Source organism: Puniceibacterium antarcticum (assembly GCF_002760615.1).
Lineage (GTDB): Bacteria > Pseudomonadota > Alphaproteobacteria > Rhodobacterales > Rhodobacteraceae > Puniceibacterium > Puniceibacterium antarcticum.
On the sequence record NZ_AWWI01000176.1, the window covers coordinates 65,307 to 83,848 of the forward strand.

At 62.4% G+C, this 18,542-nt stretch carries 17 protein-coding genes; 9 read left to right on the plus strand and 8 right to left on the minus strand.

Annotated elements, in window-relative coordinates; translation table 11 throughout:
* Positions 1-131 precede the first annotated feature (131 nt).
* The 7 genes from P775_RS24570 (at position 132) to P775_RS24600 (ending at position 7,089) form a co-directional block, all read left to right on the plus strand.
* Positions 132-1,382 (plus strand): Zn-dependent hydrolase, encoded by a 1,251-nt coding sequence (locus P775_RS24570; protein WP_099913454.1) that lies wholly within the window; start codon positions 132-134, stop codon positions 1,380-1,382.
* Between the two features lie 102 nt (positions 1,383-1,484).
* A complete protein-coding gene (gene hydA, locus P775_RS24575; RefSeq protein ID WP_099913455.1) occupies positions 1,485-2,939 on the plus strand; it encodes a dihydropyrimidinase in 1,455 nt (484 codons plus the stop codon).
* Positions 2,940-2,953: 14 nt separating this feature from the next.
* Complete coding sequence (locus tag P775_RS24580; RefSeq protein ID WP_099913456.1) at positions 2,954-3,748, plus strand: ABC transporter ATP-binding protein; 795 nt, start codon at positions 2,954-2,956, stop codon at positions 3,746-3,748.
* A 42-nt stretch (positions 3,749-3,790) separates the two neighbouring features.
* A complete protein-coding gene (locus P775_RS24585) occupies positions 3,791-4,378 on the plus strand; it encodes a GNAT family N-acetyltransferase (RefSeq protein WP_245875849.1) in 588 nt (195 codons plus the stop codon).
* Positions 4,375-5,235 (plus strand): ABC transporter permease, encoded by an 861-nt coding sequence (locus P775_RS24590; protein WP_099913457.1) that lies wholly within the window; start codon positions 4,375-4,377, stop codon positions 5,233-5,235. Before P775_RS24585 ends, P775_RS24590 begins: the two co-directional genes overlap by 4 nt.
* A complete protein-coding gene (locus tag P775_RS24595) occupies positions 5,232-6,077 on the plus strand; it encodes an ABC transporter permease (RefSeq protein ID WP_099913458.1) in 846 nt (281 codons plus the stop codon). Before P775_RS24590 ends, P775_RS24595 begins: the two co-directional genes overlap by 4 nt.
* 34 nt (positions 6,078-6,111) lie before the next feature.
* Positions 6,112-7,089 carry an ABC transporter substrate-binding protein gene (locus tag P775_RS24600; RefSeq protein WP_099913498.1) on the plus strand — a complete coding sequence of 326 codons (978 nt, stop codon included), beginning with the start codon at positions 6,112-6,114 and terminating at the stop codon, positions 7,087-7,089.
* 402 nt (positions 7,090-7,491) lie between these two features.
* Here the strand turns inward: P775_RS24600 and P775_RS24605 are convergent, their stop codons facing one another.
* From P775_RS24605 to P775_RS24625, 5 genes are all read right to left on the minus strand, one after another.
* On the minus strand, positions 7,492-8,610 hold the full coding sequence (locus P775_RS24605) for an amidohydrolase family protein (RefSeq protein WP_099913459.1): 1,119 nt from the start codon (positions 8,608-8,610) through the stop codon (positions 7,492-7,494).
* Positions 8,611-8,795: 185 nt separating this feature from the next.
* On the minus strand, positions 8,796-9,503 hold the full coding sequence (gene phnF / locus P775_RS24610; RefSeq protein ID WP_099913499.1) for a phosphonate metabolism transcriptional regulator PhnF: 708 nt from the start codon (positions 9,501-9,503) through the stop codon (positions 8,796-8,798).
* A 109-nt stretch (positions 9,504-9,612) separates the two neighbouring features.
* Positions 9,613-10,299 (minus strand): DUF1045 domain-containing protein, encoded by a 687-nt coding sequence (locus tag P775_RS24615; protein ID WP_099913460.1) that lies wholly within the window; start codon positions 10,297-10,299, stop codon positions 9,613-9,615.
* 155 nt (positions 10,300-10,454) lie between these two features.
* Entirely contained in the window at positions 10,455-11,663 is a 1,209-nt protein-coding gene (locus P775_RS24620; protein ID WP_099913461.1) for a winged helix-turn-helix domain-containing protein, read from the minus strand.
* A 3-nt stretch (positions 11,664-11,666) separates the two neighbouring features.
* Positions 11,667-12,692, minus strand: a complete 1,026-nt coding sequence (locus P775_RS24625) for a LacI family DNA-binding transcriptional regulator (RefSeq protein WP_099913462.1) — start codon at positions 12,690-12,692, stop codon at positions 11,667-11,669.
* Positions 12,693-13,393: 701 nt separating this feature from the next.
* On the opposite strand from P775_RS24625, the gene P775_RS27770 reads away from it, so the two are divergent.
* Complete coding sequence (locus P775_RS27770) at positions 13,394-13,615, plus strand: hypothetical protein (protein WP_143520994.1); 222 nt, start codon at positions 13,394-13,396, stop codon at positions 13,613-13,615.
* 4 nt (positions 13,616-13,619) lie between these two features.
* Entirely contained in the window at positions 13,620-13,979 is a 360-nt protein-coding gene (locus P775_RS24630) for a DMT family protein (RefSeq protein WP_099913500.1), read from the plus strand.
* Between the two features lie 221 nt (positions 13,980-14,200).
* Here the strand turns inward: P775_RS24630 and P775_RS24635 are convergent, their stop codons facing one another.
* From P775_RS24635 to P775_RS24645, 3 genes are all read right to left on the minus strand, one after another.
* Entirely contained in the window at positions 14,201-16,777 is a 2,577-nt protein-coding gene (locus tag P775_RS24635) for an ATP-binding protein (RefSeq protein ID WP_099913463.1), read from the minus strand.
* A 58-nt stretch (positions 16,778-16,835) separates the two neighbouring features.
* Positions 16,836-17,342 (minus strand): putative pterin-binding protein, encoded by a 507-nt coding sequence (locus P775_RS24640; protein ID WP_099913464.1) that lies wholly within the window; start codon positions 17,340-17,342, stop codon positions 16,836-16,838.
* Positions 17,343-17,581: 239 nt separating this feature from the next.
* Positions 17,582-18,433 carry a sugar transferase gene (locus P775_RS24645; RefSeq protein ID WP_099913465.1) on the minus strand — a complete coding sequence of 284 codons (852 nt, stop codon included), beginning with the start codon at positions 18,431-18,433 and terminating at the stop codon, positions 17,582-17,584.
* Positions 18,434-18,542 lie beyond the last annotated feature (109 nt).

The following is an 18,542-nucleotide window of genomic DNA, read 5'->3' on the forward strand; positions in this document are numbered from 1 at the left end:
GGAGATCGTCCTAGTCAGTCCTTGACAGGGGGTCGCTGCGTTGCAATCGTGGCTTGACCAAATGGTAAAAAACATCTCCGGCGGAGGCAAGGCTTTCCGCTGTGGAGGATGACAAAGACTGGGGACGGACAATGGCGGCAGCTGGGGAAAACCTGCGAATCAATGGCGATCGGCTGTGGGACAGCCTGATGGAGATGGCCCAGATCGGCCCCGGTGTGGCGGGCGGCAACAATCGTCAGACCCTGACCGATGCTGATGCCGAAGGCCGTGCGCTGTTCCAGTCCTGGTGTGAGGATGCGGGCTGTACCATGGGGCTGGATACCCTTGGCAACATGTTCGCAACGCGTGCCGGAACCGATCCCGACGCGCTGCCGGTCTATGTCGGCTCGCATCTCGACACGCAGCCGACGGGCGGCAAATATGACGGCGTTCTGGGGGTTCTGGGGGGGCTTGAGCTGGTGCGCTCGCTCAACGATCTGGGGATCAAGACGAAACATCCTATCGTCGTCACCAACTGGACCAATGAAGAGGGCACGCGGTTTGCGCCTGCCATGCTCGCCTCAGGCGTCTTTGCCGGGGTGCATGACCAGGCCTGGGCCGAGGCGCGTGAGGATGCCAAGGGGCTGAAATTCGGTGAAGAACTGGACCGTATCGGCTGGCGCGGCGACGAGCCGGTGGGCGCGCGCAAGATGCATGCCATGTTCGAGCTGCATATCGAGCAAGGGCCGATTCTGGAGGCCGAGGGCACGGATATCGGCGTTGTAACCCATGGTCAGGGGCTGTCCTGGACACAGGTGACGATCACCGGCAAGGATGCGCATACCGGGTCGACCCCGATGCCGATGCGGCGCAATGCGGGGCTGGGCATGGCGCGGGTGCTGGAAGCGGTCGAAGAGATTGCCGTGGCCCATGGCCCCCATGCCGTGGGCGCGGCGGGGCATATCGATGTCTATCCCAATTCGCGCAACGTGATCCCGGGCAAGGTGGTGTTCACGGTCGATTTCCGCTCGCCTGACCTTGCCACCATTCAGGACATGGATGCGCAGATGAAGGCGCGCGCCCAGAAGATCTGTGACGAAATGGGGCTGGAGATTGCCTTTGAGAGCGTTGGCGGCTTTGACCCGGTGACCTTTGACGCGGGCTGTGTGTCTGCTGTGCGGTCTGCGGCCGAGAGGCTGGGCTATTCACATCGGGACATCATTTCGGGCGCGGGGCATGATGCCTGCTGGATCAATCAGGTGGCGCCGACGGCGATGATCATGTGCCCCTGCGTGGGCGGGCTGAGCCATAACGAGGCCGAGGAGATATCGAAGGGTTGGGCGGCTGCCGGGGCCGATGTGCTGCTGCATGCGGTGATCGAGACGGCCGGGATCGTCGAGTAGGTTCGGGGGGCGGACCGGGGGCGCTGCCCCCGGACCCCCGGGATATTTACGGGCAGATGAAGACAGGGGTGCCTGGGGCGGGCGCCGAAGAGGGAGAGTTTCATGACCACAGTCATCAAGAACGGCACCATTGTCACCGCGGATCTGACCTATGTGGCGGATGTGCTGATCGAAAACGGGGTGATTGCCGAGATCGGCAAGGATCTGAGCGGCGACGAGGTGCTGGACGCGACGGGATGTTATGTGATGCCGGGCGGGATCGATCCGCATGTGCATCTGGAGATGCCGTTCATGGGGACCTATTCCTCGGACGATTTCGAGAGCGGGACCCGGGCGGCGCTGGCGGGCGGGACGACGATGGTGGTGGATTTCTGCCTGCCGTCCCCCGGGCAGGGGCTGCTGGACGGCCTGCAGATGTGGGACAACAAATCGACCCGCGCGGCCTGTGATTATTCGTTCCACATGGCGGTGACCTGGTGGGGCGAGCAGGTGTTCAACGAGATGGAGACCGTTGTAAAAGAACGTGGAATCAATACCTTCAAGCATTTCATGGCCTATAAGGGCGCGCTGATGGTGAATGATGACGAGATGTATGCATCGTTCAAGCGCTGTGCCGAGCTGGGGGCGATTCCGCTGGTCCATGCCGAGAACGGTGATGTGGTGGCGGAGCTGTCGGCGCAGTTGCTTGCGGCGGGGAACAATGGCCCCGAGGCGCATGCCTATTCACGACCCACGCAGGTTGAGGGCGAGGCGACGAACCGGGCGATCATGATCGCGGATATGGCGGGGGTGCCGCTCTACGTGGTGCATACCTCCTGTGAGGAAAGCCATGAGGCGATCCGGCGGGCGAAACTTGCGGGCAAGCGCGTCTGGGGCGAGCCGCTGATCCAGCATCTGACGCTGGACGAATCCGAATATTTTAATCCCGACTGGGATCATGCGGCGCGTCGGGTCATGTCGCCGCCGTTCCGCAACAAGCAGCATCAGGACAGCCTGTGGGCGGGCCTGCAATCGGGATCCTTGTCCGTTGTGGCGACGGACCATTGTGCATTCACCACCGATCAGAAACGTTATGGCCTGGGCGATTTCACCAAGATCCCAAATGGGACGGGGGGATTGGAGGACCGTTTGCCGATGCTCTGGACTTATGGTGTTAGCACGGGTCGGTTAACACCGAATGAATTTGTCGCTGTCACCTCGACCAATATCGCCAAGATCCTGAATGTGTACCCGAAAAAAGGCGCAATTCTGGTGGGGGCGGATGCGGATATTGTCGTGTTCGATCCGGAAAAGGAAAAGACGATCACGGCGGCCAATCAGCAATCTGCCATTGATTACAACGTCTTTGAGGGCAAGCATGTGAAGGGCCTGCCGCGCTATACGCTGACACGCGGTATGGTTGCCGTGAGGGATGGCGAGATGCTGGCCGAGTCCGGGCATGGGACATTCGTCAAGCGCGCGCCCAGCGGGCCGGTGAGCAAGGCGCTGTCGTCCTGGAAAGAGCTGACCGCGCCGCGCAAGGTGGAGCGGAGCGGAATCCCGGTGAGCGGGGTTTGAGAGGCGCTGAGGCCATGAGCGACACAGCGCAACCCGAGGCGGTGATTTCGGTGCAAAATCTGGGGCTTACCTTTCAGACCGGGGATGGGTCGGTCGAGGCGCTGAAGGATGTATCGCTTGATATAAACAGGGGCGATTTTGTCAGTTTTATCGGCCCGTCGGGCTGTGGCAAGACGACGTTCCTGCGGGTGATGGCGGATCTTGAGACGCCGACCGGCGGGCAGATCACGGTGAACGGGGTCAGCCCCGAGGCGGCGCGCCGGGCGCGGGCCTATGGCTATGTGTTTCAGGCGGCGGGGTTGTATCCCTGGCGGACCATTGGCGGGAATATCCGCCTGCCTCTTGAAATCATGGGATATTCCCGGGCGGATCAGGTGGCACGTGTCAAGCGCGTGCTGGAGCTGGTCGAGCTGTCGGACTTCGAGAAAAAGTACCCCTGGCAGTTGTCGGGGGGCATGCAGCAGCGGGCGAGCATTGCGCGGGCTTTGGCGTTTGATGCGGATATCCTGCTGATGGACGAGCCGTTCGGGGCGCTGGATGAGATCGTGCGTGACCATCTGAACGAGCAGTTGCTAGAGCTATGGAAACGCACGGAAAAAACCATCGCCTTTGTCACGCATTCGATCCCTGAGGCGGTGTATCTGAGCACGAAAATTGTCGTCATGTCGCCGCGTCCCGGGCGGATCACCGATGTGATCGAGAGCCCGCTGCCGCGCGACCGGCCCTTGGATATCCGCGATTCAGCGGAGTTTCTGGAGGTGGCGCATAGGGTGCGCGAAGGGCTGCGGGCCGGGCATGCCTATGACTGAAAACGCCGTCTGGAACCCGTATGGTTTGCGTATGGAACGCGTATGGCTGGGGTCTGGGTTTGCGGGCGGGCGGGGTGCGGCACCCGGTTTGCGGGGGTCGCACGGTTTGCCGTGTCGGATTTTGCGTATTTGGAAAGAGAAGAAGCCGGGGACGGGCGCGTGATGGCCGCCCTTGCCCCTGTGCGGCGGCCGGTGCCTGCGGATGCGCCGGCCATGGCGGGGATCGTCAATGGCTGGATTGATGCGACGCCCTGGATGGTGCGGGATCTGCCGCCCGAGGAGATCGAGGCGCTGATGGTCAAGGGCATGCCAGTGCGCGAGATCTGGGTGAGTGGCGATCCGGTCGAGGGGTATATCTCGGTCGAGGTCGAGACGGCGCATATCTGGGGATTTTATTGTGCGCGCCGGGGGCAGGGGCTGGGCAAGCACCTGCTGGATCAGGTCAAGGCGGGGCGGGATTTTCTGTCGCTGAACACGCATGTGCCGAATCTGGCGGCGCAGAGGTTTTATATCCGTGAAGGGTTCCGCGCGGTGGGGGAGGTGGAGCCGGGGCCTGCCTCGCCCCTGTCAGAGCTTGAGGCGCGGGTGCCGACGGGACTGCGCGAATTGCGGATGGAGTGGCGGCGATGAAATCTGTTGTGCCTGTGCTGACTGTGGTCGGGGCGATCCTTGTGATCTGGTATGCCGCCGCCGTCTGGCTGAACGCGCCCTGGGCCTATGATGTGGCGGCGCGGGGGGATCGTGTGTTGAGCTTTGCGCAGCTGGTGGCCGACACCTGGGCGCAGGACAAGCCGAAGCTGCCCGCACCGCATCAGGTCATGGTCGAGCTGTGGCAGACGGTGGTGGAGAAGAATGTCACCTCGAAACGCTCGCTGGTCTATCACGCCTGGGTGACGCTGAGCGCGACGCTGCTGGGGTTCGGGATGGGGACTGTGCTGGGGTTCGCGCTGGCGTTGGGGATCGTCTATAACCGGGTGATGGATATGAGCGTGATGCCCTGGGTGATCGCATCGCAGACCATTCCGATTCTGGCGATTGCGCCGATGATCATCGTGGTGCTGAACGCGGTCGGCCTGTCGGGGCTGCTGCCCAAGGCGATGATCAGCATGTATCTGTCATTCTTTCCAATCGTTGTCGGCATGGTCAAGGGGCTGCGCAGTCCGGATGCCATGCAGCTGGATCAGATGCGGACCTGGAATGCGTCGCGCGCGCAGGAGTTTTTCCGGCTGCGGCTGCCGTCGTCGATGCCGTATCTGTTCACCTCGATGAAGGTGGCGATGGCGGCGTCGCTGGTCGGGGCCATTGTGGGCGAGATGCCGACCGGGGCGGTGGCGGGATTGGGCGCGCGGTTGCTGGCGGGGTCCTATTACGGCCAGACGATCCAGATCTGGTCGGCGCTGATCATGGCGGCGGTGCTGGCGGCACTGGCCGTAGCGCTGATCGGCGTGGTGCAGCGGGTGGTGTTGAAACGGATGGGCATGGCATGATCTGGATTATCGTGGGTCTTGCCCTCTGGGCCGGAGGCTGGTCGCTGAACCTGTGGCTGGCGCGGCGGCCAAAGTCGACGGCGACATCGCTGGCGGTGCCGGTGGTGTTTGGCCTGACGCTGGTGGTGATCTGGGAAGCGCTGGTGCGGGGATTGGGGATTTCCCCGGTGCTTTTGCCGCCGCCCTCGGCCATAGCGGTGCGGTTTGCCGCCTCGACCGATGTGCTGTGGGAGGATTTTGTCCAGACGGTGATCAAGGGCGCGCTGTCGGGCTATGTGATCGGCTGCCTTGCGGCCTTTGGTGTGGCGCTGCTGGCGGACCGGTTCGTGTTTCTGCGGCGTGGATTGCTGCCGGTGGGGAATTTTGTGGCCGCGCTGCCGATCATCGGGTTGGCGCCGATCATGGTGATGTGGTTCGGGTTCGACTGGCAGAGCAAGGCGGCCATCGTGGTGGTCATGGTGTTCTTTCCTATGCTGGTGAACACGGTTGAAGGGTTGCTGGCGGCGCAGAGCATGCAGCGCGATCTGATGCGCACCTATGCGGCGGGCTACTGGACCACGCTGATCAAGCTGGGCCTGCCTGCGGCGATGCCATTCATTTTCAACGGGCTGAAGATTGCCAGCACGCTGGCGCTGATCGGCGCGATTGTTGCTGAATTTTTCGGCTCTCCGATCCGGGGCATGGGGTTTCGCATCTCGACGAGCGTTGGCCAGCTTGCGCTGGATCTGGTCTGGGCCGAGATCCTTGTGGCGGCGATGGCCGGTTCGGCGTTCTATGGGGCTGTCGCGCTGATCGAACGCGCGGTGACCTTTTGGCATCCGTCCCAAAGAGGGCGGGCATGACTAATAAAACAACAGGATCAACATGGAGGATCTTATGAAACATCTCAAAATCGCGGCCGGCGCGGCGCTGGGCCTGTGGGCTGGGGCTGCTCAGGCGGCGGACGATCTGACGCTGCAGCTGAAATGGGTCACGCAGGCGCAGTTCGGCGGCTATTACGTGGCGCTGGACAAGGGCTTTTACGACGAAGAGAACCTGAACGTCACGATCAAGCCGGGTGGCCCGGACATCGCGCCGGTGCAGGTGCTGCTGGGTGGCGGGGCTGATGTGATGGTGGACTGGCTGCCCTCGGCGCTGGCCGCACGGGAAAAGGGTGCGCCGATCGTGAACATCGCGCAGCCCTTTGCCAAGTCGGGCCTGATGCTGACCTGCCTGAAAGAGCATAACATCACCTCGCCCGCCGATTTCCCCGGGCACACGCTGGGCACCTGGTTCTTTGGCAACGAGATCCCGCTCTATTCCTGGATGGGCAAGCTGGGCTATGCGACGGACGGCTCTGAAGGCGGTGTGACGATCCAGAAGATCAACTTTAACGTTGATCCGCTGCTGCAAAAGCAGGTCGAGTGCGCCACCACCATGACCTACAACGAATACTGGCAGGTGATCGATGCGGGTCTGACGCCCGAGGATCTGGTGGTGTTCAAATACGAGGATGAGGGGATTTCGACCCTTGAGGACGGGCTTTATACCACCGAGGAAAAGCTGGCCGATCCCGAAATGGTAGACAAGCTGGTGCGGTTTGTGCGCGCGTCGATGAAGGGCTGGAAATACGCCGAAGAGAATCCGGATGAGGCGGCGGAGATCGTGCTTGAGAACGACATGACCGGCGCGCAGACCGAAAAGCATCAGAAGCGGATGATGGGCGAGATTGCCAAGCTGACCGAAGGGTCGGATGGGACGCTGGACGAGGCGGCGTTTGAACGCTCTGCCGAGATCACGATGGAAGGTGGCATGATCACCGCGATGCCCGAGGGCGCGTTCACCCATGAGATCACGGACAAGGCGCTGAACTGAGCCTGGCTGCGGATGCAAGATGGAAAAGGCGGCCTTTGCGGGCCGCCTTTTTTCTGTCCGGATGGCGCCACCTCCACGCAGGGTCTGGCATGGGGATTTTGGGCACTGGAGTCAAATAGGGGTGGCCGAGGCCACCCCTTGGGGACTTTATGGGAACAGTGGAAAAGGACTTTTAAAATGATTTCGCCCGTGGGACGCAGGCTTGTCTTGGTCATTCCCACGGGAAAAATCTAGCCCGGTAGCGTTACGGTTTTGCGACGGTTTGATGAGACTTCTGTGTTTCGGGCGAACGGCGGGCGTCTTTGGGGCAGGGTCTTTTGTGAGGCTCGCGCGCAGTCTGATAGGTGCAGAGAGGCGGGGCGGTTACGGGCACTCAGGGGGTAGTGGCAGGCCGGGGGATGATCACTCTGCCGCCATGGCCAGATCGGCGCGTAAGCCCATGAAACGTGCTGCCGCCTTGCCCGACAGATGGGTGATGCGCCCCCGGCTGAGCGTGCCTTCGACGGCGAGGGTGTCGCGGTTCACGATCACCAGATCAGCGCGGCGGCCATAGTCGATCACACCCCGGTCATGCAGGCGCAGGATCTGGGCGGGCCGCTGGGAGATCAGCGCCCAGGCCGCGGGCAGTGTCATCACACCCGAGGTCGCAAGGTGAAACGCCGCCGCCGCCAGCGATGGATAGGAGATGTCCGAAGCGAGCGCATCACAGAGCCGTGAGCGGATCAGTTCCGTCACCGAGAGGGGCGAGGTGTTTTTGGTCACATCGCCCGCGCGCAGCACAACCGGATCACCGACAGCATGGGCGAGCGCGGCGGCGGAACGGCGTGTGGGGCAGACGCAGAGCTTCGCCCCGATCATAGAGAAGGTTTCGCGGGTTTCGCCATCTGTATCGGCATAGCTGCCGTAGCTTACGCCGAGGGTGTCGAACGCTTCGGCCAAGCGACAGAGATAGCGCGGCACGGCGCGTTTCTGCGCCTCTGCCTGCGCCAGCCGGGCGTGGGTTTCGGGGGTCAGATCGCTGTGCATCAGGGCATCGGGCAGAGAGTTGCGAAAGATCACGTGGTCGATGCGATGGCGTCGCACGGCGGCCAGCAGGCGTTCGGCGGTGTCAACGGTGTGGGTTTCGCAGGCGATCTGGATGCGCAGATCGCTGAGCGCCTCGGGGCGGTAGTCTTCGAGCGCGTCGAGCAGGGATTCGGCGGCGGCGGGGCTGTGCGGGCCCTGTTCGGACCAGCCCCAGCCCTGCGAGAGCCAAGCTGTTGTGACGCCGTGGGCGGCGGCGGCGTGGTCGGTGGCGCGCAGGGCGGTGTGGAGGGTCTGATCAGGGGCCATGTGGCGCAGGAAGGCCGCGCCATGCAGATCGACGATGCCGGGCAGGATGTAATAGCCGCGCAGATCAACCTCGGGCAGGGGGCCCTTGGAGATGCGGCCATCCTCGATGGCGACCGAGCGGTCCAGCATCTGCCCGTCGCGAAGGACGGTTGCGCCGGTCAGGCGAAAGGAAAGCGGAGCGGTCATCATCAGAGGCGGCCCGGGGGTTGCGAGGTTTCCCCACGGGTAACGCAGGAATGTATCGCAAACATGACACTTTGACCGTCAAGTGGCCGTTATGCTGCGGCTTTCAGCTTTGTCCACAGGCCTGCGTCCGCCGGATATGGCCTGCGGCGGGGCTGTCAAGGCGCGTGGTGCAGGTCTGCGCTGTGGGATCAGTCAGACAGAGTCAGGGTGACGCGGTCACCGGCGAACCAGCAGAGGCCGTATTCGACCGGCCGCCCGTCGGGGTCGACGTTGATGGCGACCGAACGCAGCAGCGGATCGCCTTCGGTCAGGCGCAGGTGCAGGGCCTGAGTGGCATCGGCCAGCACCGCGCTGACCCGTGTTGAGGCGCGGGTGTAATCGGGGATTCCACATTCGGTGAGCGCAGCGGTGACCGAGCGCAGGCGTTGCAGCGCCTCGGGCAGGTGGGGCAGCGGGTCGGCGGGAAAGGCGCTGATGAACAGCGCGATGGGCTGACCATCGGCAAGGGACAGCCCCTGAGAGACATGGACCTGTGCGCCGGGGGGCAGGGCGAGGGCCTCGGCCTCGGTCGCATCGGCGCGGCGGGTTTCGAGGGAGAGCATCTCTTTGCCCGGCAGGCGGCCGGCGGCGCGCAGGTTCTGGTGAAAGCGCACGCGTTTGCCGATGGGATAATCTGTCGGGCGCGGGGTGACAAAGACGCCCGAGCCACGGCGCGCATGGACCAGACCCTGTTCGGCGAGGTCCGCGAGGGCGCGGCGCACGGTGTGGCGGTTGACACCAAAGCGGGCGGAAAGCTCTGCCTCGGTCGGGAGCTTGTCGCCGGGGGTGTAGCGGGTGTCGGCGATGTCCTGAGTCAGGCTGGTTGCGATGGCGTGCCAGAGCGGGGTGCGGGACATGATGGGGCGGACCTTTGCGGCGCAGGCAGGGAGCAGAGTTGTCTGGTTGTAGGTATTTCGCCCGCCCCGGGCAAGGGGCAGGGTTTTGCGGGCCTGATCTGTTGCCGTTTCAGCCGAGCAGGCGGAGGCGTTCGAGTTCATGAAAGCGCCCGTCAGCGTCTTCGCCGCAGAGGGTGAGGGCGTCGATTTCGAACGGCGCGGGCAGGAGCGGGGCGAGGGGCGCGCGCAGGGCGGCGTCGATCTGCGAGAGCTGGTCGGGGGGAAGTTTGCCGCTGAGGGTGATGTGAAAGCGGAAAGCCTCCATCACATAGGGATAGCCGTAAAGGTCCAGCAGTTCGCTCTGGCGTGGATTGAGGTTGGCGGCCTTGCGGCGGGTCAGTTCCGCGTCGGTCGGGGGTGCGCGGAAGCTGTCGAGCTGCTGCACGCACTGCGCGGCGAGGTCGGACAGGGCCGTGGTGTCACCGGTCGGGGTCAGGGCGAGGAACCGGCCCAAGTGAGTGAGGGCGAGGGCGTCGAGAGTGACCTTGGGTTGGGTTGTGCAGAAGGCGGCAAAGGCGCTGTGGAGCTGGTCTGCGGTCATGCCCTCGGCGAGGCGGAAGGGCGGTTTGATCGTGGCGTGCAGGCCGTATTTGCGCGGTGTGGCGGTGATGTCATGCGCCGGGATGGGCAGGCCGGGCAGGTCCGGCGGCAGGGTTGTCTGGCCGGTGGCGGCGTCCCAGCCGAGCCATGCTGCACCGAAGCGTGCAAGCGGGCCGTCGGGCAGGGTGTAGTAGATCGCGTAGCGGGAATAGGTCATAGCGGGCCTTTGGCAGATGCGTTGGCACAGGGATGCCACAGGTGGGCGCGGGGGCCAATGGTTTGTGGCTGTGGCTGAGGGCAGAGGGGGCTGTCTGCCCCCACCTGGCCTGCGGCCAGGCCCCCCGAGGATATTTTGGGGCAGATGATGCTGGGTCAGTTTGGCGGTGTGCGCATCCAGTCCGGGTGAAAAGTGATGTGGTCGAGGCTGGCAAAGCGTTGCAGGCGGGCGAGTTCGGCAGTGAGGCGTTTGTGACGGGAATCGCTCCAGCGCAGGCCCGGTTCGGGCCAGAGGGCGGTGATGGCGAGGCTTGCGGTCTTGCGGTCCGCCTTCATGTCGATGCGCCCAACGAGGCGGTCACCGTCGAGCAGCGGGAAGACGTAATAGCCGTAGCGGCGTTTGGCGGCGGGGGTGAACACCTCGATCCGGTAGTGGAAAGCGAACAGGCGCTGGGTGCGGTTGCGGTCGCGCAGGGCGGGATCAAACGGGCTGAGCACGCGCAGGCGGTTGGGGGGCGTCGGGGCCTGTTCGGCCTGTTGCAGCACATCCGGGCGGGCGAGGTGGCGGCGCAGGCTGCCATCGGCATTTGCGACGTCGATGTCGATCAGGCTGCCTTTGGCGCGTTGCTCGGTGGCCCAGGTGCGGGCCTCGGCCGGGGTGACGGTGTCCCAGAAGGCGGCAATTTCGCCGGGGGTGGCAAAGCCGAGCCGGTCGAGGGCGGCCTCGCAGAGCCAGTTGATGCTGTCCTGCGGCGCGGGGCGGTGTCCGTGCGTGGCGGCGGGGATGACACGGCGGGTGAGGTCAAAGAATTTGCGGAAGTTTTCGCGGTGGCAGATCGCGAGATCGCCGCTGCGCCAGAGGTATTCCAGCGCGGTCTTGGACGGGTGCCAGTCCCACCAGCCGCCGGAGGAGCGTTCCTCTCCGCTGCCCACATCTGCCGAGCTGACCGGGCCGTGGGTTTCGATCTGCTGCAGGATGGTGTCGAACTTTTCCTCGAACCCGGCGCGGCGGTCGGATTTCCAGCGGGCGCGCATGGCGGTGGCGTTGCGCTGGAACCGCAGCTGCCAGTGCGGGAAAAAGTCGGTGGGGATCACGGCCGCGTCATGGGTCCAGTGTTCGAACAGGCAGCGGTCACGTTCCAGCAGCGGGGCGAGGTTTTGCGGGCGGTACGTGGCGCGCCGCGCGAACAGGATCATGTGGTGCGCGCGTTCCAGCGTGCTGATGCTGTCGATCTGCACGAAGCCAAGGCGCTGGATCAGGGCGAGCAGATCCGCGCCCCGGGACGGGCCGGTGGGGGCCTCGGCCAGCGCGTGTTTGTGCAGGAACAGCCGCCGGGCGGCGCGGTTGTCGAGGGTCGGGATCACGCCCTAGCGCCGTTTCAGCGTATCGCCATAGGTGATGGTCGGCGTGAGTTCGGTGATCTTATCATAGGGGGCGTCGGGGTTTTCGACGCGGTCGGCGATGATCTGTGCGGCCTTGGTGCCGATTTCCAGTCGGCAGGCATCCATCGTGGCAAGCTGGCGGGGCAGGCCTTGCAGCAGTTCGACCCCGTTGAAGCCGGCAAGGCCGATCTGGCCGGGGATGTTGATGCCCTGTTCCAGGAGGTAGAGCAGCCCGCCCGCGCCGATCATGTCGTTGGAATAGTAGAGGAAGTCGAGGTCCGGGGTGCGTTCGAGCATCTCGCGTGTCATCTCGCGCCCCTTGGCGAGGGCCGATCCGCCGGAGTAGAATTCGCGGTCGGCAATTTCGATACCGCCTTTTGCCAGAGCTTCGGTGAAGCCTTCGAAGCGTTTGCGCGCGCGATGGTCAAGTGGCATCTTGGTGCCCATGAAGCCGATGCGTTCATAGCCCGCCTTCATGATCGCCTGCGCCATCATCCGCCCCGCCCGGCGGTGCGAGATTCCGACCATGGCATCGACTGGCGTGCCGTCGACATCCATGATCTCGACCACCGGGATGCCGGAGGCCTTGAGCATGGCGCGGGACGGATCGGTGCGTTCCAGACCGGCGATGATCACGCCGGAGGGGCGCCAGGAGAGCATTTCGTAAAGCACACGCTCTTCTTTTTCCGGTAGATAGTCGGTAACTCCGAACACCGGCTGCAGGTCTGTCTGTTCCAGCACATGGCTGATGCCGGTCATCACCTCTGGAAAGACCATGTTGGAGAGCGACGGGATGATCACCGCGACAAGGTTCACGCGCTGGCTGGCGAGCGCGCCTGCGATCTTGTTGGGCACGTAGCCAAGGGTTTTTGCCGCCTCAAGCACCTTTTCGCGGGTGGCGATCGAGACATCGCCGCGGTTGCGCAGCACGCGGCTGACGGTCATTTCGGACACGCCCGAAGCTTCGGACACGTCGCGGAGGGTGAGGGGGCGATGATCGTCGTGTGCCAAGGGGCAAGTGTCCTGTTGCTGGTGTTGCGTGACGTTAACGTACTGGGTTGCGCGGGCACAAGATAATCCGTCCGCCGGGGGCGAATGCCCGGCGGGGGCATCCGGGTGCAGCGGAGGGGCGTTAGGGCATCCCGCCTTAAACGGGACCACCTGTTCGCTGTGTGTCGGCTGCGCCGCCAACGCGAAAAGCGATGAGTGTGTTTCAGGTGAAAGGCGAGGCGCTATAGGGTATTGCTGGAAGAGGGTAAGGCCTGTATATCACCGCCCAAGAGGATTGTGTCTGCGTAGCTCAGCTGGATAGAGCACAGGATTCCTAGTTATAAATTGGGCGTTGCGACCGGAAACGACGCAATGGATCTGCTCAAATTCGGGGAACGCTACGGTGCGCTTGCACCTTGCCAATCCCGAGCCAAGCCCCGCAAGGGGAAGGTGTAGAGACTGGATGGGCAGCACCTAAGGACGCCATGTCTAGGGTGAAGGGACAGTCCAGACCACGAACGCCCGCAAAGGCGGCGGTGAAAGCCGAAGTGGTATGAATCCTGGGGCCGTGGGTTCGAATCCCGCCGTGGACACCATCCTCTTTTTCTTCCTCAGGCGGCTGTGATGCGCGGATTTGGCGACGATCTGGATCAGGCGTTTTGCGGGCTTTTCAAGCCGAGATATGGTGATATTTCTGTCTGCGGAACCAGAGACCGCGCAGCATGCCAGATCCCTACAGCGTCGTGACCGCTATTTTCCGTATTCTCGTAACCTCCAGCCCGGTTCGCGTGCGCGCCGCGACGCTGGTGGCGCATGGGCCGGGGCGGGATATGGGGTGTTTTGCAGGTGGGCCTTCCGGTCATTTCCCGACCGGACTGGCGGTTCTGTTTGGTTGCGCGCGGCGGCAAGCCGCGCGGCATCTGTGGACGGCAGCAGAAAGATGACGACATGACCCTCCTTCCCCCCGCGCTTGTGCCCATCCTGTTGTTGATCGGGTCGAATATTTTTATGACTTTCGCCTGGTACGGGCATCTGAAATATACCGACCGCCCGATGCTTCTGGTCATCATCGTCAGCTGGTCGATTGCGTTTTTCGAATATTGCCTTGCCGTTCCTGCCAATCGGATCGGACACGCCGTTTATTCGACTGCCGAACTCAAGGTCATGCAGGAAGTCATCACGCTGTGTGTGTTTGCGGGGTTTTCCGTGTTCTACCTTGGCGAGCGGTTGACCCTCAATCATCTGGTCGGTTTCAGCCTGATCTGTGCGGGTGTGTTTTTCGTGTTCAAGGCCCCAATTCCGAGCTGAGCACGAGACATCGCGGACTTGAAGCGTCCCGCCTTAAACTTTCATCGCTTGTTCGCTGCCTGTGGGCTGCGCCTGCGACGCGAACACGCGATGAGTCTGTTTCAGGTTAAAGGTGGGACGCTCCAGAAGCGTTTATTGCCTGACTTTGCCGGGATGTCCCTGGCCTCTGCCTTCGGGCGGCTGGGCAGGCAGATGGTGCCTGCCGTGGGGGCGAAAACGGATCAGGCGTCGGTGCGGGAGGTGCGGCGGCGTTCGGCCTGCATCAGGGGGCGCGTTGTGGTCCAGATCTTGGGCAGGGTGTCTATTGCCGCGACCAAGCGGGCGGTGTCATGCGCCTTGGCAGCTTGTTCGACCGTGACCAGTGCTGTCCTCAGATCAAGGGCCCCCAGGGCTGCCGCGCTTCCGGCAAGGCGGTGGGCTGTGGCGGCGATCTCTGCGAGGGGATGGTGCGCATGATCGCACAGCTCATCCATGATTTCGTCGGTTTCGGTGATGAAACGGTCCAGCAGTGACTGCAGGGGTTTGACGCCAAGGGTGGCGCGCAGATCCTCCAGATAGGCGGTTGAAATCGTCTGGGACAGTTCGGGACTCTCTGGTGCCAACGTCTGTGTCTTGCCGATCTTGTGCGCCACGTGATTCGAGACGATGCGGATCAGGCCCTTCTGGGTCAGCGGCTTTGTAAGGATATCGTTCATGCCATCGTTGCGGAAAGCGGCCTGTTCTTCGGCCATCGCATTGGCGGTGAGTGCGATGATCGGGGTCTGCGACGATGGGCCTTGCCCGGCGCGGATGGCGCGCGTGGCTTCGCGCCCGTCAAGGACCGGCATGCTGATATCCATCAGGATCAGATCGAAGTGTTCGGTTTCTGCCAGATCTACCGCAATCTGCCCGTTGCGGGCCTCTGTGACCTTGTGACCGGCGGCGGTCAGCATTTCCCGGGCGACCATGCGATTGATTTCGTTGTCTTCGACCAGAAGGATGTTGCTTGCAGGGGATTTCCGTGCGCGCGCAATGCTTTGCATCACGGCTTCTGGCGGCGCGATCGCCTTGACCGGGAAGCGGATGCAGAAGGCACTGCCTTCGCCAAGGATGCTTTCAACCTCGATGGTGCCCCCAAGCGCCTTTACGAAGCGCTGCGCGATACCCAGACCCAGACCGGTGCCACCTACTTCGCGGTCATAAGAGCTGTCGCCGGTCATGAAATCGTCAAAGATCTGGGACTGAAGTTCCGAATCCATGCCGATGCCGGTGTCGCTGATGATGAACTGAAGTTCGCACACATCAGCGGAGTCATTGATTATCTCAACCTCGACGGTGACACGGCCGTTGCGGGTGAATTTCACTGCATTGCCGACGACGTTCATCAGGATGTGCTGGATGCGGTCGCGATCCGCGCTGATCCAGTCGACCGACGGGCCGTTCCAGTTCCAGTCCAACTCTGTGTCATTGGCGATGGCGGCGCCGCTCTGGCTGTCGACGATGTCCTGCAGCAGGGCGGAGATGTTCATCGAGATGGGGCGCAGGCGCAGTTTGCCCGCGTCGTATTTGGTGATGTCCAGCACGTCCGAAATATGGCTCATCAGGAGCCGGCCAGAGGTTTCCATATTCCGGATATAGCGGAACTGTTTTGCGCTGAGCCGGGTTTCGCGCAGCAGGGACAGATTGCCCAGAAGACCGTTGAGGGGGGTGCGAATCTCGTGGCTCATGGTGGCGAGGAAATCCGTCTTGGATTTTTCCCCCGCAACGGCGCGGTCGCGTGCGGAGACCAGATCCTGTTCGGCCTTCACCCGATGGGAAATGTCACGCAGGAAGGCGATGAAGATCTCGCCCTCTTCGGTCATGGCGGATTGGACGGCAAATTCCAGGGGAATGATCGCGCCATTGGCGCGCTTGCCATCCATCTTAATCCGGCCCATGCCGACGACATGCCTTTCGCCATTTTTACGCAACTGCTGCATGCCCTTGTTGTGCGCTTCGCGCAGATAGTCGGGCACGATCAGTGCGCCGACATCATTTCCGATGGCATCATTTGCCGCATAGCCGAAGATCTGTTCGGCGGCAGAGTTGAAATCACGTATCCGGCCATGAGAATCCGTGACAATGACCGCGTCCAGGGCGGTGCTCGTGACAACTTTTATTCGATCATTGATCTGCACGACTTCGCTGCGTCTGCGGATGTTCTGGATGTTGAGATTGTTGAGGTAGACGACAAGCACCACAAGCGCTGCCAGCAGAAAGGCCACGACGAGGGCCATCTGGATCAGGGTGAAAGCGATTTTGGTCCGGCGGATGTCTGAATCCTGTGCGAAGAAGACCAGCCCGGAATTTGACATCGTGCGCACACCGGCGCGTGCCTCACGTGTTATGATCAGCAGCTCGGGCAGGGCCTGAGCAAATTCTTCATCGGTGCCGTCGATCACTTGGGCGGCGCGAAAAATGAAGGCTTTCACAATCTCCAGGTTTCTGGAAAATTCAGGCAGGCTGCGCAGCCCCTCATAATTCGACGCCTGATCCAGTGTGATGATCCGGCTGTAAAATATGTCGAATTCCTGCCTGATCTGGTCAAGATCTGGTTCCTTTCGAACCGAGGCAATGCCCAGGGCCAGCCTGTATTCCAGAAACTCCACCTCGGCCTGTGACAGGGTCCACTGCACGTTGTCCGAGTTGGCCGATGTCAGCAAACGCAAGTCCCGCACGACGTTCATTGCCAGAAGAAAAAGAACGGACAGCCCGATAATACCAACCACCGCGCCGAGCAGCAGCTTGAACCGGGATATCTGCGTCTTCTGGATCGGCATCACAAAGTGCTCTTGCTAAAATAAAGGACACCCGGCGTGGGGCCGGGTGGCGTCGGGCTTACTTCAGAGCCGTGATACGGTCGAGTTGCCAGATGCTGCGGGAGTAGATCACTTCGGTTCTGTAGTTCGCATTCAGATCATACGGATATACGAGCCACAGCGGACCCTTGTCGCGCAGGGTCATTGTGCGACCGTCCATTTCATAGGCCAGTATAGGGCCGTTCTGGACAGCGTCGGAGATCGGGATGTCGATGGCATAATCGTTGACGGCCGTCGCACGCAGCGTTTCGCCTTCGATGCCGAGGCTTTCGACCAGAACGTTCAAGGGGACGCCCTTGAAGCTGCGCGTGCCCTTGGTCCAGATTGTCGAGGTGCTGAATGTCGTGCTGTCCATGGCGTTGAGCATGGCCAGATCGAACTGTGCGGTGTCGTCTACATTTGTGACATCAATGTCCCCGGAAACGGTCAGGATGACCGGTCCTGCAGGTGCGGGAAGAGCCTGGGCCGTGGCAGCGATGGCAGTGAAAACTGTCATGACAACGGCGTAAAATAGTGCTCGGTTCATCGGAGCATCCTTTATTCTATGACGGCATCATAACACGAAAATGTTTCTTGCGCATTGGGTCAGACGAATAGCCTCATACTCTTTGGTATAGGCTGCGAAATTTTAGACATAGAATGGCGGGATTATACGCTACCTGACAGGCCAGAGAGTCAGATCTTTGACAGATGCGCAGAACATCGCCCAAAGCAGGTTGTTTTGGCTGCTTGCGTTGGGCGGGATGCTGGTCTTTGGCCCGAAAGTCAGTAGGCGCCGCGCCCGGAAAAGACCGCGCCGAAGGTCTTTGCGATCAGGAACAGGTCCAGTTGCAGCGTGCGCGTGGCGGCGTAGGACAGGTCCATTTCGACCATCTGGTCAAAGCCGATGGTTGCGCGGCCAGACACTTGCCACACACCGGTGATGCCGGGTTTGACCGCCAGACGGCCATGGGCGCGCTGGGGGTAGGCGGCCACTTCGCAGGGCAGGGCGGGGCGCGGGCCGACGATGGCCATGTCGCCGCGCAGCACGTTCAGAATCTGCGGCAGTTCGTCGATGGAAAAACGGCGGATGAAGCGGCCGACGCGGGTCACGCGCGGATCGGTGCGCGACTTGAAGCAGACGCCGTCGCGGTCCGAGGTCGCGATCAGCGCGGCGCGGCGTGCTTCGGCATCGGTGGACATGGAGCGGAACTTGAAGATCGTGAAGGCAGTGCCGTTGCGGCCGACGCGGGTCTGCTTGAACAACACCGGGCCGCGGCTGTCGGCCTTGATGGCCAGCGCCGTGATGGCCAGAAGCGGTGAGAGGAGCAGCAGTGCGCCTGCCGACACGGTGATGTCGAGAAAGCGTTGCTGCAGATCGGCGACGGAAGTCCGGGTCAGGGAGGTTTTCACCGCACGCCAGATCCGCGCCATCCGTGTCGGGCGGACAGGTGCCAGTTCCGTTACGGAGTTCAGGACCGGAAAGCCAAAGAGTTCGGCCACTGCGGACGGGGCATCCGGGCGGTTTGCGGGCGTGAGCAGATCGATGTCGCGTGCCGCCAGATTGAGGCTGGTGACGTGGCCCAGTTCAACGGTGTCAAATTGGTCGTCGAGAGCGGAGAGTGCGGCGTGTTTCATTGGCTAAGTCCCTGAGACATATACTGTATGCTCAAGGTGACGCGTGGCGCCATTTCGCTCAACGAAGCGGACGGACAGCCGAAGGGGACTTTGGTTAACGATTCCTTAC